Source organism: Polynucleobacter asymbioticus QLW-P1DMWA-1, assembly GCF_000016345.1.
In the GTDB taxonomy this organism is placed as follows: Bacteria; Pseudomonadota; Gammaproteobacteria; order Burkholderiales; family Burkholderiaceae; genus Polynucleobacter; species Polynucleobacter asymbioticus.
Window position 1 is genome coordinate 1,102,872 of the sequence record NC_009379.1, and the last position, 17,834, is coordinate 1,120,705.

Here is a 17,834-nt window from a genome sequence, read left to right on the forward strand (position 1 = left end):
TTAAAAGTTAATTTTTACCCGAACAGAACCCGTCTGATTGACAAAACCCGAGGTTTTGAATTGATTATCGTAACGAACTGAGTATTCAATTCCATTCTTATCGGTACCCACAAAACCAACTCCAGCGTGATAAAGCACTGGGGATGTTTGTAAACCGTTTGTCGCAAAAGTAGGTCCACCACCAGTAAAGACTGAGTTAATTTGGGTTTGCTTATTCATGGAATCATAACCAGCACCACCATTAATAACAATTTTCGATTTTGGTGTTAACGCCTGATCCAATCTAAGATCTGCCGTAGTCATCAGCTCTTGATATGTTTGCTGATTAACATTTAAATTCAAGCCAGAAGATGCCCCGGTTTCTGTATACCCATTAGCTTGCATTCCAAAATAATCAACCCGTACGGAAGGTATAAATGTTGTGCCCTCAGCAATCGGCATCTGCTTGCTAATGCCTGTTCCAGCATGCGCAGAATAGCTGTAATAATTCGATGAAGCTGCAGCACTTTGGACAAAGTTAATCGTACGAGTTCCCTTATTTTGATTGATACCCATATCCGCTTGGTAATTAACATGCAAGGTTGGGTCAAGCCTGTAGGTACCGTATAAGCCCATTTGATAATTATTTACCACACCACTATTAGGCGCAGCAGCAGAATTGCTTGTGATGTTGGTGTTATCAATTGCCAACATAGCACCAACCCTAGAGTTTACGGAGTACTCTTTATCGACACCCAAAACGACACCTCCAGAGCTGGCTTTATATCCGGAAACTCCTGCTTGGTCATTTTGATTTGACCAACTACCGTATGGTTTCATCCAGAACTGGTCAGTTCCAATAAATTCTTCACCTCTAGCCAAGCCAAGCCCTGAATCCATACGGGATTGAACAATTTGATTTAATGCACGTTGAGTACTATAAGTCGCCTGACTAAACGCACCCGCCATCAGTGGCACTGTTTGACTAATCGCATTTGATTGCGCTTTACCACTGAGAGAATTCAACGCATTAATAGCTGGCGCCATAGTACCTGGCGTGCCATTAGCGATAACCGTTAATGCAGTTGCAGCACCAACCGCAGATGGGTTGTTGTTAGCCAAAACGTTAGGAACATAATTAATCGTGTTGATAGTCTGCGCTCCAACCGATAGATCTAAAGCGGTTGGATCAGTAGCATCTTGTAACACGGTGTAGGCATAAGAACTAGTGCCAGAAACATAAGTACCCGAATAAGAATTAAATCCAGATATTCCACCAGCTGCCTTGAAAATTAAGCCATATGTTTGATTTGCAGCAACTGTAGATCCTGGGTTGATGCCAAAGCTATAAGCGCCACCTGTAAACACGGCATTCCCAGTTGCAAAAAGCTTGCCATAGGCAGAGGTATTGGTAATTCCCACGCTATATTTACCTGACTGAGCATAGTTACCAGTAATGGTTGGAGTATTGCCTGCCGCAACAATGAGGTTACCGGCGTTGGTCAGGGTACCTGTACCAGTATTAACGTTTACGTTGTTGTTTAAGGTTAAGGCGCCGGTGTTACTAATATTGACTGCGCCTACTGCAATGTCTCCGCCACTACTAAAGGTGCCTAATACATTGACGGCACTTGAAGATGAGCCAGTGATGCTGCCGGCTACTACGGCATTAGAACCAGACAGGTTTAAGGTATTGATACCTATATTGGCGGCGCCCAATAAGGTGCCGCTGTTATCAACGGTAAAGGCATTAGCGCTATTGAGTAAGTTAACGGAGTACGTATTACCAGCAATGGTGCCAGTGTTGTTGATGGTGCCTAGGATGGTGGAGTTGGTGGAGACACCGATACCATCTATAGAGCCACTTATCAGACCGGCGTTATTGATCGAGCCGACAGCCCCGCCATTAATAATGGCAACGCCATATTGACTACCGGTAATTGTGCCAACTTGTGAGCCACTTAAGCTTTGGTTGTTAATGGAGTCAACGTAAGAACTGCTACCAACCAAAATAGCGTTAGTTCCTGCAATTAATCCTGTGTTGGTGATACCACCCAATAGAGTGCTGTGGTTAGCCACTACAACAGCACCAAGTGCTCCGCTTATTAATCCAGTATTAGCAATGCCGCCTGTCACAGTGCCATTTGTTACAGAAATCGCATTACTAGCTCCAATTAATGAGCCTGTATTGATGACGCCGCCCGCAACTGTTCCGCCAGCTATTTGAACGCTAGTAACGCCCAGGATGGAGCCAGCATTGCTGATGCCGATCGTACCTGCAATCAAACCAGTGCTAGTAATACCGTTGATAATCTTGCTGCCAGCGCTCACTTGTATTGCAGTAGCGCCAAAAATAGAGCCGGTGTTAGCAATTGAGTCGACAACTGACGCATTTTTCAGGGCAACTCCGAGCAAGCCGCCAGCGATGGTGCCGCTATTAGTTACGCCGCCAACAACAGTAGAGTTTGTTGAGACCAACAAACCCGTGCGATTACCTGAGATCGTGCCTATATTGGTTATGCCGCCAATGACAGCCGAGGCCCCCATAACCGCAATACCCGCAATACTATTCCCCTGAATCAAACCGGCGTTAGTAATGCCATTGGTTACAGTTCCGGCGGTGTTCAGATATATACCATAATTTCCACCGCTTAATGTTGCGCCAGCATTATTAACAATAGCGCCTCCAAGGGTGCTTGGATCGCCTATATAAATTGCCGCTCCAGTTACGCCTATCAAAGTTCCATTATTTACAATCGACCCATTGATAGAGCTGTCTGAGCTGACATAAATGCCATTTGTTCTACCAACAACCAGAACGCCGGAATCTATGACTGCACCATTCTCATAGCTACTAAAGCCAGATAAAGTGCCACTGTTCGTATTCGCACTAAAGGTTTGAAGACCGGCACCTCTAGTGCTACCAACAATTAAATCAAGCTCATTATTTCCAACTTCAGTTACAGAGTAAGCAGTGCTCATTCCGCCTGAATAATAAGTGGATGAATAATTAGTAAACCCACTAATCACCCCACCAGTAAAGAGGATTGACCCGTAAGTCTGGTTAGCCGTAAGGTTGGCGCCTGGGTTGATTCCAAAGCTGTAACTTAAACCTGTAAAAATAGCATCACCAGTAACAAATAGCCTGCCATAAGTGCTGGTGTTGCTAATACCAACGCTGTAATTTCCAGATTGGCTGTAATTTCCTGTAATAGTTGGAGCTGCGCCAGTCAGAACATTCAAATGACCAGCATTACTTAGCGTGCCAACCCCGCCTATTCCGTTGTAAGCCGTAACATTGTTATTCAATGTCATAGCACCACTATTGCTGATATTAATTGCACCAACATTCATAATGCCTGCGGTGCTAAATGTCCCAGTTACATTTACTGTACTGTTGGTGCCACCCGTAATACCGCCAATCACTACAGGATTAGCACCAATGAGGTTCAGACTATTTTGGCCCAAATACACAGAACCAAGCAAGGTGCCGCTATTCGATACCGCAAAGATATTGTGATTTACAAATGAAAGGGAGTGAGCGCTACCAGAAATTACACCGGTATTGGTAATATCGCCGAGTAAGGTAGCGTGAACTCCCGCATAAATACCAGTATTTCCGCCAATAATTGAGCCACTGTTAAATAAGCCGTTACTTAAGGTTCCATAACTAAGCAAATCTATACCGTTATTACCACCGGTAATAGTGCCGCTGTTAACTAATTGGCCTAGATTTGCGTGATTTGCAATTGTCAGACCCTTTAGGTCGCCGCTTATTAAACCTGTATTAGTTAAGGCATTTACACGAGCACCAGATGAAATCAGAACGCCAACCTGGGCTCCGATAATGCTACCAGTCTGAGAACCATTATTTTGGTTATAGATTGAATCTATATAACCGTTATTTGTCACTAAAATTCCCGAGCTACTTGCACCAGAAATTAAACCGCTATTAATAATTCCACCAATGACGGACCCGCCAGCAATTTGAATGGCAGCTGTACCCAATATCGTACCTGCATTGGTAATGCCTACGGTTCCAGCAATTAAACCAGCATTGGTAATGCCATTGGTAATTTGACTGCTTGCATCAATCTGAATTGCAGTAGCGCCAAGAATTGAGCCAGCATTGTTAATTGAGCCTACAGCCCCACCATTTTGAATACTGATGGCATATTGACCACCAGCTATAGTTCCAACTTGTGAACCACTTAAGCTTTGGTTGTTAATGAAATCTATATGGGAATTACTTCCAGCTAATATTCCGATAGATGACGAACCGCTAATTAAACCAGAGTTGTTAATTCCGCCGGTGATACTACTATTACCAATCACTTGAATTGCAGTTACGCCCGCTGTAATAGTGCCTGCATTATCTATGCCACCAGAAAGTGTAGAGAATGAGGCCACATTAATTCCAAGCCCGCTGCCGGAAATAACACCGTCATTTGTAACGCCAGCGATTTGAGATCCATAATAAGCGCTTATTCCCGTAGCTCCTCCAGTAATCACGCCAGAGTTGGAGATACCGCCCAATATGGTGGATTGGAAAGCATTAATGCCAGTAAATCCAACTCCAGAAATCTGCCCGCTATTGGAAATATTTCCAGAGATAGTCGAATTACCTGCTAATCGAATTCCATATGAATTTCCGATAACGCTTCCAGAATTCGAGATGGAGCCTACTACTGCGCCACTTTGGATAGAAATACCAATTTGACCGCCAGCAATGGCGCCTACTTGAGATCCACTAATGCTTTGGTTGTTGATGGAATCAAGATGACTATTTGATCCTACTAAAATACCAGCAACCGTATTACCCAAAATACTTCCCGCATTGGTAATACCACTCGTTACTACTCCACCGCTTTGGATGGCAATACCATATTGACCACCAGCGATGGTGCTACCTGCTAAGTTTTGGATGCCACCACCATAAAGACCACCTAAGGTGCCACCCAGTGTGCTGTTATTACCAATCAAGATTCCGGCAATTGATGTGCCTACTAAGGTACCGCTATTGGTAATACCACCATCAATTGAGCCACCGGAGTTAATGTAAATACCGTAGGAGTTACCACCTACGCTCACACCGGAGTTAATCAGGACACCATTGTGGTAACTAGTAAAGCCAGGCTCAATCATGCCGGCATAGGTAGAGGTATCAAAGATACGTTGACCATAGCCGGTAGTAGTGCCATAAATTAAATCCAGTTCATTACTTCCAATTTTCGCAATTTCAAATGGGTTGGTATATCCACTGAATGAATAATTTCCACTAAAGCCTGTAAAGCCGGTAATGTTTCCAGTGGTATCTAAGATCGAACCATAAGTGCCGGTAGTTACTACCGATCCTGGGGCAATGCCAAAGCTATAGCCTGAAGTAAAGCTGGCATCACCGATGATGTGCAGCTGACCATAGTTAGTTGGACTGGTAATACCGACACTGTAGTTACCTGACTGAGCATAGTTACCGGTAATGGTTGGAGTATTACCAGCAGCAACAATGAGGTTACCGGCGTTGGTCAGGGTACCCGTATTGACATTGACGTTGTTATTTAAGGTTAAGGCGCCGGTGTTACTAATATTGACTGCGCCTACTGCAATATCTCCGCCACTACTAAAGTTACCTAATACATTGACGGCACTTGAAGATGAGCCAGTGATGTTGCCGGCTACTACGGCATTAGAACCAGACAGGTTTAAGGTATTGATACCTATATTGGCTGCGCCTATTAAGGTGCCAGAGTTATTTACCACCAATCCACTTGCTGTATTTTGCAAGTTCAATGAGTACGTATTACCAGCAATGGTGCCAGTGTTGTTGATGGTGCCTAGGATAGTGGAGTTGGAGGAGAGTCTGATGCCGGTGCCAACGCCAGAGATGGTAGCGCCAGCATTGTTCAGGATATTGCCAGCTAGGGTGCCGTAGTAGGCTACTGCGATACCAGCAAGTGATCCACTGATTAGGCCATCATTAATGATGCTTCCAGTAATGGTGCTGTGAGTACTTAAACCAATACCTACTTGTTGGCTACTGCTAATAGTTCCACCAGCAGCATTGATTAAGTCTCCAGACAGTACGCTGTAGTTACCAATGCCAATACCCGAAGAAATAACACCGCTAATTAATCCAGTATTAGTAATGCCGCCAACAATCGTACTATTTTTACCCAAGCCTAAGCCAGAGTAAGTGGCGCCGATGATTGAGCCTGTATTGGTGAGGCCACCCAAAACAGTGCCGTAACTATAGATATTGAGCGCTTCATTGCCACGAATGAGTCCGCCAGCATTGTTAATACCATTGGTGACTAGGCCATTACTAATAAAGATACCTTGGTTTGCACCAATGATGGAGCCCGTATTAAGAATGCCGCCTAGGATGGTTCCGCCATTATTTTGGATAGCAGTATTACCTAAGATTGTGCCGGCATTATTAATACCAACTGCGCCTGCAATCAGACCGGTGTTGATGATGCCGTTGGAGATAGAGCCAGCTGAAGCAATATTAATAACTGTAGAGATTCCAACTAGAGAACTTTGGATCGTGCCAGCATTGTTCAGTACGCCAACAATTCCTCCGTTTTGAATGCTGATGGCATATTGGCCACCAGAGATTGTGCCTACTTGTGACCCACTTAGGCTTTGGTTGTTAATGGAGTCTACATAGGAACTATCGCCGACAAATATAGCTGCATTAGAATTGCTGGAGATCAAGCCAGTATTAGCAATACCGCCAAGTACCGTACTACCAGACGGATTACTCAGGCTGGGGCCAATATAGATAGCAGTTGCGCCACCATGAATTAGGCCAGAATTACTTATGCCATCAGTAATTAAGGCTGCGCCCGGAGCAAAGATTCCCAATGAACTACCGTTGATGGTCCCTGCGTTGGTGAGGCCACCAAATATAGTTCCGCCATTAAATATATCAATGCCTATGCCACTAAAATCAGAAACAATGGCACCTGTATTTAACAGGCCACCATTAATGGTGGATGCAGAACTGACCAATATTCCAGCCCAACCCCGACCATAGATTAATCCTGAGTTTGATATACCGCCCGACACTAATACGCCATCACTTAACCTAATGCCTCCAGCATCAGCTACGATAGTACCCACATTATTAATTGACCCTACAACCCCACCACTTTGAATAGCAATACCGTATTGACCACCAGCGATGGTTCCAACTTGAGATCCACTTAAGCTTTGATTATTGATGAAATCGATGTAAGAGTTAGTACCTACAAAGATGCCGACCTTGGTTGCGCCTGAAATCAAGCCAGAATTAGTTAAGCCCCCAGCAATAGATGAGCTACTCAGGAAGACTCCTTGTGAACGACCTTTTATTGCACCACTGTTTTGTATTCCACCTGATAAAGTAGAGTTACTCTTTAAGATAATCCCTGTACCACCACCGGATATTGTTCCGCTATTTAATACTCCGCCTGATAAAACTGAGAGGTCCCGAAGAGAAATCCCTGTATACCCAAGAATATTCCCATTATTTTTTATTCCATCAGCAATTGAAGAGTTACCAAGATAAATTCCGGCACCAGATGTACCACCAGAGATCACCCCATCGTTTGTGATGCCGCCACCCAGAGAGCTACCATTTTGAAGAACAATAGCATCAGCAACTCCACCACCGCTAATAGTGCCACTGTTGATAATGCCACCAGCGATAATTGAAGTGCTTGAAACTATGATGCCAGTCTTACTCCGACCACCACTGATAGAGCCGCTGTTGGTAATGCTACCTGCGATGATGGAGTGATTGACAACTGCGATACCAGCACTACCACCACTGATAGTGCCACTGTTGGTAATCCCACTCGTTACTACTCCACCACTTTGGATGGCAATACCGTATTGACCACCAGCGATGGTTCCAACTTGAGAACCACTTAAGCTTTGGTTGTTGATAGAGTCAATGACAGAGGCATACCCACCAACGAGGATTCCGGCATAAGTAGCGCCATTGATTAAACCGGAGTTAGTAAGGCCGCCAGCAATTTGACTCTCAAAGCCAACCTTAATTGCAGTTTGCCCACCATAAATTGTGCCGGTATTAGTAAGGCCGTCACCAATGGTAGAGAAGTCATTTAACTTCAATCCAATTTGATTCATACCTGCAATTAAGCCTGTATTGGTTATACCTCCAGCTACCTGACCATTCTCATATAACGAGATGCCATTACTTGCACCAATAATGGAGCCTGTGTTAACAACACTATTGGCAATGAAGCTATTGTGAGTAATTGCAATTGCATCGGTATTGCCATAGATGGTGCCAGTATTGGTAAGACCGCCTAATAAAGTGGCGCCTTTTAAATAGATACCGGTACTACCAATGCCAGTAATTAATCCAGTGTTAGTAATGCCGCCAGCTACGGTGCTATAAGTGAGTGAGATACCATTACTAGCGCCAATCAATGAGCCCGTGTTCAGTAAGCCGCCCAGAATAGTTCCACTATTATTTCGGATTGCGGTATTACCCAAAATACTTCCCGCATTGGTAATACCACTCGTTACTACTCCACCACTTTGGATGGCAATACCGTATTGACCACCAACGATGGTGCTACCTGCTAAGTTTTGGATGCCACCACCATAAAGACCACCTAAGGTGCCACCCAGTGTGCTGTTATTACCAATCAAGATTCCGGCAATTGATGTGCCTACTAAGGTACCGCTATTGGTAATACCACCATCAATTGAGCCACCGGAGTTAATGTAAATACCGTAGGAGTTACCACCTACGCTCACACCGGAGTTAATGAGGACACCATTGTGGTAACTAGTAAAGCCAGGCTCAATCATGCCGGCATAGGTAGAGGTATCAAAGATACGTTGACCATAGCCGGTGCTCGTACCGATCAGAAGATCCAGTTCATTCCAGGCGATGTTCTCAGTAACGGAGTACTCCGTAGTCAGACCACTGTAATGGAAGGTATTGCTATAAGGCGTAAAGGCACTAATGGTGCCAGTAGTATCTAAGATTGCGTTGTAAGCAGTACCAGTAACGTTAGATCCTGGTGCAATCTTAAAGGTCGCGTTGGGGGTAAAACTAGCATCACCAGTGATATGTAATTTGCCGTAAGTACCTGCAATATCGTTAATACCGACACTGTAGTTACCTGACTGAGCATAGTTACCAGTAATGGTTGGAGTATTGCCTGCTGTAACAATGAGGTTACCGGCGTTGGTCAGGGTACCCGTATTGACATTGACGTTGTTATTTAAGGTTAAGGCGCCGGTGTTACTAATATTGACTGCGCCTACTGCAATATCTCCGCCACTACTAAAGTTACCTAATACATTGACGGCACTTGAAGATGAGCCAGTGATGTTGCCGGCTACTACGGCATTAGAACCAGACAGGTTTAAGGTATTGATACCTATATTGGCTGCGCCTATTAAGGTACCAGAGTTATTTACCGCTAATCCACTTGCTGTATTTTGCAAGTTCAATGAGTACGTATTACCAGCAATGGTGCCAGTGTTGTTGATGGTGCCTAGGATAGTGGAGTTGGAGGAGAGTCTGATGCCGGTGCCAACGCCAGAGATGGTAGCGCCAGCATTGTTCAGGATATTGCCAGCTAGGGTGCTGCCATTACCAATGATGATGCCAGTCTGTAGATCACCAGTACCGCCAGCGATCAGGCCACTGTTGGTGATATTACCAATCATGGTGGAGGCTTCGTAAATACTAATACCAGAGCCAGCGCCGATGATCGTACTGCCGGCATTGTTCACTATATTGCCATTAATAAGCGAATGATTGTAGGCTTGGATACCGTGACCAGTACCACCTGTGCCACCTGATATCAAGCCACTATTGGTGATGTTACCCATCAAGCTGCTGTATGTACTAACTTTCACCCCATTGGTACCCCTAATCACACCGGCAATACTGTTGATTACGTCGCCTGCGATGGTAGAGTTATTAGTAACTGTAATAGCCGTATTGGCGCCAATGATGGAGCCCGCGTTATTGATGCCACCATAGAGAGTGCTATTAGTGCTAATGGAAATGGCAGAAGCGGCCATGATGGTGCCGGTGTTAGTGAGGCCGCCCATTAAGGTGCCATAGCTTCTTGCAGCAATACCAGCATTAGAGCCAGAAATTAATCCAGCATTAGTAATGCCGTCTGGAATATTGCCATTATATGAAGCAAGGATGCCGTACTCTCCACCAGAAATAGCTCCCGTTAGATCATTAATAATGCCACCGTGAATATACGCCCTTGATAGAGAAGCTATGCCAGCGATAGATCCTGTAATTAATCCGCTGTTCCTAATGCCTGCATTCATTACAGAATCAGTGGCTGCGAATATTCCGTATTGACCGCCTAAAATCGTGCCGCCGTTAGCATTAAAAATGACTCGATCAATGCTAGAGTTACCACCAAGCCCTAGTCCGGCTATTGATCCAGAGATCAATCCAGCATTAGTAATGCCGTTCATATGCGATGCGCCGTCTACATATACGCCATAACTATCACCAGCTAAGGTGCCCTCTGATGAGTTGGCGAGCAGACTTAACTGATAGGAATTAGAAAGATGTAAAGCGGCATATCCTCCATAGATAAGGCCGCTATTACTAATAGAAATATCGGTACCACGGGCTGCAAATTTAATGCCTGTAACGCCCCCTGAAATGGTGCCACCTACGCTATTAACAATATCCCCTAATAAATGGATTGGGTTGTCTAGCGTAATACCTACATTAGCTCCCGAAATCAGCCCGCTATTAGTAATGCCATTAACAATAGTGCCACCATCACCCACATAAATGGCTGTAGCACCCAAAATTGATCCGGCATTCAATATTGATCCGAGAGTTGCATTACCTTGGACGGCAATACCGTATTGACCACCAGCGATGGTGCCTACAGTAGAACCAGTATTTTGGTTGTTGATGGCGTCAAGGCTTGAATTAGAACTTATGAGTATTCCGGAGTATGAAGTTCCTGAGATTAATCCAGAGTTAGTGATGCCACCAGCTACAGTTCCTGCACCGTAGAGAGCAATGCCTCTAGAGGTCCCAATGATATTTCCAAGATTGTTAATCCCTTGCGTTAGAACTCCGTGGTATGCCACATCAATACCATTGCCACCTTGAATTACTCCAGAAGATTGATTGACTATACCGCCCGATGCTAGCGCATTACTGCCAATATAGATTCCGCTATTTGGTGCCGATCCATTGCTAACTAGGCTTCCGCTATTGGTAATACCATTAACAATCCTTGCATCCGCCCCACTCACTCCAATCGCAAATTGCTGAGCAATAACAGCTCCTGTATTGGTGATGCCTCCTAATAAAGAAGTATTGTGAATGTTAATTGCTGAGATAGCATTTATTAAATTAGCATTAGTGATTCCGCCGGTGACTGTGCTTTGGTTCAGATAAATACCTGCGCTAGTGCCTAAAATGGAACCGGTATTTACTATTCCGCCTATTACAGTGCCGCCATTGATTGCAATTGCAGTTACCCCAGCAATAGTGCCTGCATTATTAATGCCTACGGTTCCAGCAATTAAACCGGTATTGGTAATGCCATTGGTGATTTGACTACTTGCATCAATCTGAATTGCAGTAGCACCCAAAATACTTCCCGCATTCAAAATGGAACCAATTGTTCCGCCACTTTGGACAGCAATACCATATTGACCACCAGCGATAGTTCCAACTTGGGACCCGCTTAGGCTTTGGTTATTAATAGTGTCAATGTAAGCACCATCAAAGCTCAAGATGCCAGCATTAGATGACCCCTGAATATTGCCTGTATTGGTAATGCCACCAACAATAGATGAATTGTTATAAGCAATAATGCCAACTGAATTTCCAGAAATAATCCCATCATTATTAATACCGCCGACAATAGTAGAGCCAAACCCAGCATATATACCTGCGGCTTCAGACATGCCACTACCAGATATCAATCCGGTATTTACAATTCCATTAATAAGTTGACTACCACTGTGAAGGAAGATTCCGTTAGAGCCCAAAATACTTCCCGCATTGGTAATCCCACTCGTTACTACCCCACCACTTTGAATAGCAATACCGTATTGACCACCAGCGATGGTTCCAACTTGAGAACCACTTAAGCTTTGGTTGTTGATAGAGTCAATGACAGAGGCATACCCACCAACGAGGATTCCGGCATAAGTAGCGCCATTGATTAAACCGGAGTTAGTAAGGCCGCCAGCAATTTGACTCTCAAAGCCAACCTTAATTGCAGCTTGCCCACCATAAATTGTGCCGGTATTAGTAAGGCCGTCAGCAATGGTAGAGAAGTCATTTAACTTCAATCCAATTTGATTCATACCTGCAATTAAGCCTGTATTGGTTATACCTCCAGCTACCTGACCATTCTCATATAACGAGATGCCATTACTTGCACCAATAATGGAGCCTGTGTTAACAACACTATTGGCAATGAAGCTATTGTGAGTAATTGCAATTGCATCGGTATTGCCATAGATGGTGCCAGTATTGGTAAGACCGCCTAATAAAGTGGCGCCTTTTAAATAGATACCGGTACTACCAATGCCAGTAATTAATCCAGTGTTAGTAATGCCGCCAGCTACGGTGCTATAAGTGAGTGAGATACCATTACTAGCGCCAATCAATGAGCCCGTGTTCAGTAAGCCGCCCAGAATAGTTCCACTATTATTTCGGATTGCGGTATTACCCACAATACTTCCCGCATTGGTAATGCCACTCGTTACTACTCCACCACTTTGGATGGCAATGCCGTATTGACCACCAGCGATGGTGCTACCTGCTAAGTTTTGGATGCCACCACCATAAAGACCACCTAAGGTGCCACCCAGTGTGCTGTTATTACCAATCAGGATTCCGGCATATGATGTGCCTACTAAGGTACCGCTATTGGTAATACCACCATCAATTGAGCCACCGGAGTTAATGTAAATACCGTAGGAGTTACCACCTACGCTCACACCGGAGTTAATGAGGACACCATTGTGGTAACTAGTAAAGCCAGGCTCAATCGTGCCGGCATAGGTAGAGGTATCAAAGATACGTTGACCATAGCCGGTGCTCGTACCGATCAGAAGATCCAGTTCATTCCAGGCGATGTTCTCAGTAACGGAGTACTCCGTAGTCAGACCACTGTAATGGAAGGTATTGCTATAAGGCGTAAAGGCACTAATGGTGCCAGTAGTATCTAAGATTGCGTTGTAAGCAGTACCAGTAACGTTAGATCCTGGTGCAATCTTAAAGGTCGCGTTGGGGGTAAAGCTAGCATCACCAGTGATATGTAATTTGCCGTAAGTACCTGCAATATCGTTAATACCGACACTGTAGTTACCTGACTGAGCATAGTTACCAGTAATGGTTGGGGTGTAAGTGCTAGCAGCAACAATGAGGTTACCGGCGTTGGTCAGGGTACCTGTACCAGTATTAACGTTTACGTTGTTGTTTAAGGTTAAGGCGCCGGTGTTACTGATGTTGACTGCGCCTACTGCAATGTCTCCGCCACTACTAAAGTTACCTAATACATTGACGGTACTTGAAGATGAGCCAGTGATGTTGCCGGCTACTACGGCATTAGAACCAGACAGGTTTAAGGTATTGATACCTATATTGGCTGCGCCTATTAAGGTGCCGCTGTTATCAACGGTAAAGGCATTAGCGCTATTGAGTAAGTTAACGGAGTACGTATTACCAGCAATGGTGCCAGTGTTGTTGATGGTACCTAGGATGGTGGAGTTGGTGGAGACGCCGATACCGGCAAGCGAGCCATTAATCAAGCCAGCGTTATTAATCGAGCCAACAGCTCCACCATTAATAACGGCAACACCATATTGACCACCTGTGATGGTACCTATTTGTAAACCACTGATGCTTTGGTTATTGATGGAGTCAACGTAAGAACCGTGACCGACACCTACACCCGCAAAGTAGTTACCACTAATGAGGCCAGTGTTGGTAAGGCCTCCTACTAAAGTACCAAAGTTTGCTACCGCAATACCAGCAGTTGAGCCGCTGATGAGGCCATCGTTAATGATGCTGCCAGTAATGGTGCTATGAGTACTCAAACCAATACCTACTTGCAAAGCGCTAGTGATTGTTCCGCCGACAGCATTGATCAGGTCACCAGATAAGGTACTGTAGTTGCCAACGCCAATACCAGAAGAAGAGTTGCCACTAATTAGGCCAGTGTTGGTAATGCCACCAAAAATCGTGCTGTTTCTGCCTAAGCCTAGGCCTGAGTAGGTGGCGCCGATGATCGCCCCAGCATTAGTGATGCCGCCTAAAACAGTGCCATAGCTATAAATGTTGAGGGCTTCGTTGCCGCTAATGAGTCCACCAGCATTATTAATACCATTGGTGACTAAGCCGTTGGCAATATAGATACCTTGATTAGTACCCATGATTGATCCGGTATTGATAATGCCACCAAGAATCGTACCGCCATTGTTGTTAATAGCGGTATTGCCTAAGATGGTTCCTGCATTATTAATACCGACTGCACCTGCAATGAGGCCAGTGTTGATGATGCCGTTGGAGATAAGGCCCGCAGAGTCCATTTGAATGGCAGTTCTGCCAATAATAGAACCGGCATTATTAATAGAGCCAATGCTTCCACCGCTTTGAACTGCAATACCGTATTGACCACCAGCAATGGTGCCTACTTGTGAACCACTTAAGCTTTGGTTGTTGATGGAGTCGATGTAACCATTGTTAATAGCTAGAACACCAGAGGAAGATGCTCCGTTAATTAAACCCGAGTTAGAAATACCGCCAATAACAGTTGAGCTAGCATAAGCTAAAACTCCATTTGAGTTACCGATTATTAAACCACTATTAGTAATACCCCCATAAACAGTAGAATCAATACCAACAATAATTCCGGCGATATTAGCCGATCCGATTTCTGCGATTAATCCAGAATTGCTAATACCTCCAGATAGAATCGATTGATTAGTAACATTAATTCCGCCAGCAAAAACATTCGATTCTCCAGCAATAGTTCCATTATTGGTAATACCCCCCACCAAGGAGGAGTGGGAAACTAAAATACCAAAGGCTGGATTAGCAACAGCCTCTGCATAAATCAAACCGCTATTAGTAATACCTCCTGTTAACGTGCTGTGATAGAGGTTAATTCCGGCAGCAGTTGAAGCGCCACCACTAATTCCAAAGATCGTGCCGCCTGTATTAGCAATTGCGCCAGTCATAGTGGAGTAATTTAAGTTGATACCGAATCCAGTTATACCTTGAGCTTCGATCATTCCATGATTAGTAATGCCGCCTAATAGGGTTGAGCTTTGAAGATTGATACCAGCTGCGCCCGCACCCATAGCTAGGCCAGCAATAGTACCCATAGCTAGATTTTTGATTCCATCGGTGAGTAATGCATTGTTCAGGGCTATACCAGCGCCGCCAATAGTTCCTGCGTAACCGACCAGAGAGCCATTGTTGGAAATGCCGCCCATCAGAGTAGAGCTCTGAAGATTGATACCAGCACCACCATACACCCCAATCCCTAAAAAAGTTCCAGAGTTGGTAACACCATTAAGCAAAGATGAATTAACAAGGTCTAGACCAAAGCCTTGTCCGGAATCATTGACACCACCCATAATCAAGCCAGTATTGGTAATACCGCTAGTAATCAAACCGCCTTGAGTGCCAAAGGGCCCAAATGGAGCAGGGCCAACGTAGATACCGGCACCTGTGAAAGAATTTCCCACTCCTGAAATAAGGCCGGCATTGATAATGGAGCCCACCGTACCGGCATTAAATATTGAGATGGCCTGCAAGCCGCCCGAAATGGTTCCGATTACAGAGCCAGCCCTTTGATTGTCAATAGAATCGATGAAGCCTGGGCCAAAGCTACCACCAGATATGACCGCTACTCCAAAATCATAGCCTGAAATGAGGCCATTATTTGTTATTCCACCACTTATTGAAGATGATAAAGAAGTTATTCCAGCCAATTGACCGGCTATCGTGCCAGTATTTTTAATGCCGCCATTTAAAAAGCTGCCCGTGATTAAGGATATACCTACGCCACTTCCTGCAATCAAGCCGCTATTAGTAATGCCACCACTAATTAGACCACCTGCGCTAATGTGTATTGCAGTAGCACCAAGAATTGATCCCTCATTATTAATAGAGCCAATCCGTCCACCGGTTTGTAAAGCAATACCGTACTGACCACCAGCGATGGTGCCTACTTGTGAACCACTTAATCTTTGGTTGTTGATGGAGTCGATGTAACCTCCATAAAGAGCTATAACCCCAGAGGAAGATACACTGCTAATTAAACCAGCGTTAGAAATACCGCCAGATATTAAACCCCCTGCACCAGCATAAATTGCACCGAGAGGGAACGGCCCACCATCACTAGTTGCTATCATTCCTGTATTGGTGATCCCCCCTAAAACAGTACCGCCGTTATAAATATCTAGACCAAAGTTTCCAGCAAGAATGGTTCCCGTATTTGTAATTCCTCCGGCAACTGTTGCGGCACTATTTATAATCACCCCTGCCCGGGCTGCACCATTAATCAAACCTGCATTAGTAATGCCGCCTATCAATTGACTCGAGTTTGTAATTAAGATGCCAACACTAGGGCTTAGGATTGAGCCAGTGTTCGTAATGCCATTGGCAATAGTTCCACCAGATCCAAATGGTCCGGACCCACCTAAATAGATACCCGCTGGGTTAAATGGACCTGGAGCGCCAAGGGAAATAATCGTTCCAGCATTATTGATAGAGCCAATCCTTCCACCGCTTTGAACTGCAATACCGTATTGACCACCAGCAATGGTGCCTACTTGTGAGCCGCTTAAGCTTTGGTTCTTGATGGAGTCAATAGCAGAGGCATTGCCGCTAACGAGGATTCCGGCATAGCTGTTACCAATAATGGAGCCAGCATTAGTAAGGCCACCAGTAATTTGACTCTCAAAGCCAACCTTAATGGCGGTGCGTCCGCCATAAATTGTGCCAGCATTAGTAAGGCCGTCTGCAATGGTAGAGAAGTCATTTAACTTCACTCCAATTTGATTCATACCTGCAATTAAGCCTGTATTGGTTATACCTCCAGCTACCTGACCATTCGCATATAACGAGATGCCATTACTTGCACCAATAATGGAGCCTGTGTTAACAACACCATTGGCAATGAAGCTATTGTGAGTAATTGCAATTGCATCGGTATTGCCATAGATGGTGCCAGTATTGGTAAGACCGCCTAATAAAGTGGCGCCTTTTAAATAGATACCGGTACTACCAATGCCAGTAATTAATCCAGTGTTAGTAATGCCGCCAGCTACGGTGCTATAAGTGAGTGAGATACCATTACTAGCGCCAATCAATGAGCCCGTGTTCAGTAAGCCGCCCAGAATAGTTCCACTATTATTTCGGATTGCGGTATTACCCAAAATACTTCCCGCATTGGTAATACCACTCGTTACTACTCCACCACTTTGGATGGCAATACCGTATTGACCACCAACGATGGTGCTGCCTGCTAAGTTTTGGATGCCAGCGCCATAAAGGCCGCCTAAGGTGCCGCCTAAAGTACTGTTATTACCAATAAAGATGCCGGCAATCGAGCTGCCTACTAAGGTACCGCTATTGGTAATACCACCATCAATGGAGCCACCAGAGTTAATGTAAATACCGTAGGAGTTACCACCTACGCTCACACCGGAGTTAATGAGGACACCATTGTGGTAACTAGTAAAGCCCACATCACCGGTATAAGTAGAAGTGTTAAAGACGAGCTGACCGTAGCCAGTGGTAGTGGTGAGAAGATCAAGTTCGCTAGTACCTACCTCAGTAACGGAGTACTCGGTAG

The 17,834-nt window shown here is 44.8% G+C and carries 1 protein-coding gene (only partly in view); it reads right to left on the reverse strand.

The window, feature by feature from the left end; translation table 11 throughout:
* Positions 1-17,834, reverse strand: partial view of an ESPR-type extended signal peptide-containing protein gene (locus PNUC_RS05725; RefSeq protein ID WP_011902936.1) — the 3' portion only. It continues 13,456 nt past the right edge of the window; 17,834 of the gene's 31,290 nt are visible here — the last part of the coding sequence; the start codon falls outside the window, past its right edge — the gene reads right to left on this strand; the stop codon is at positions 1-3.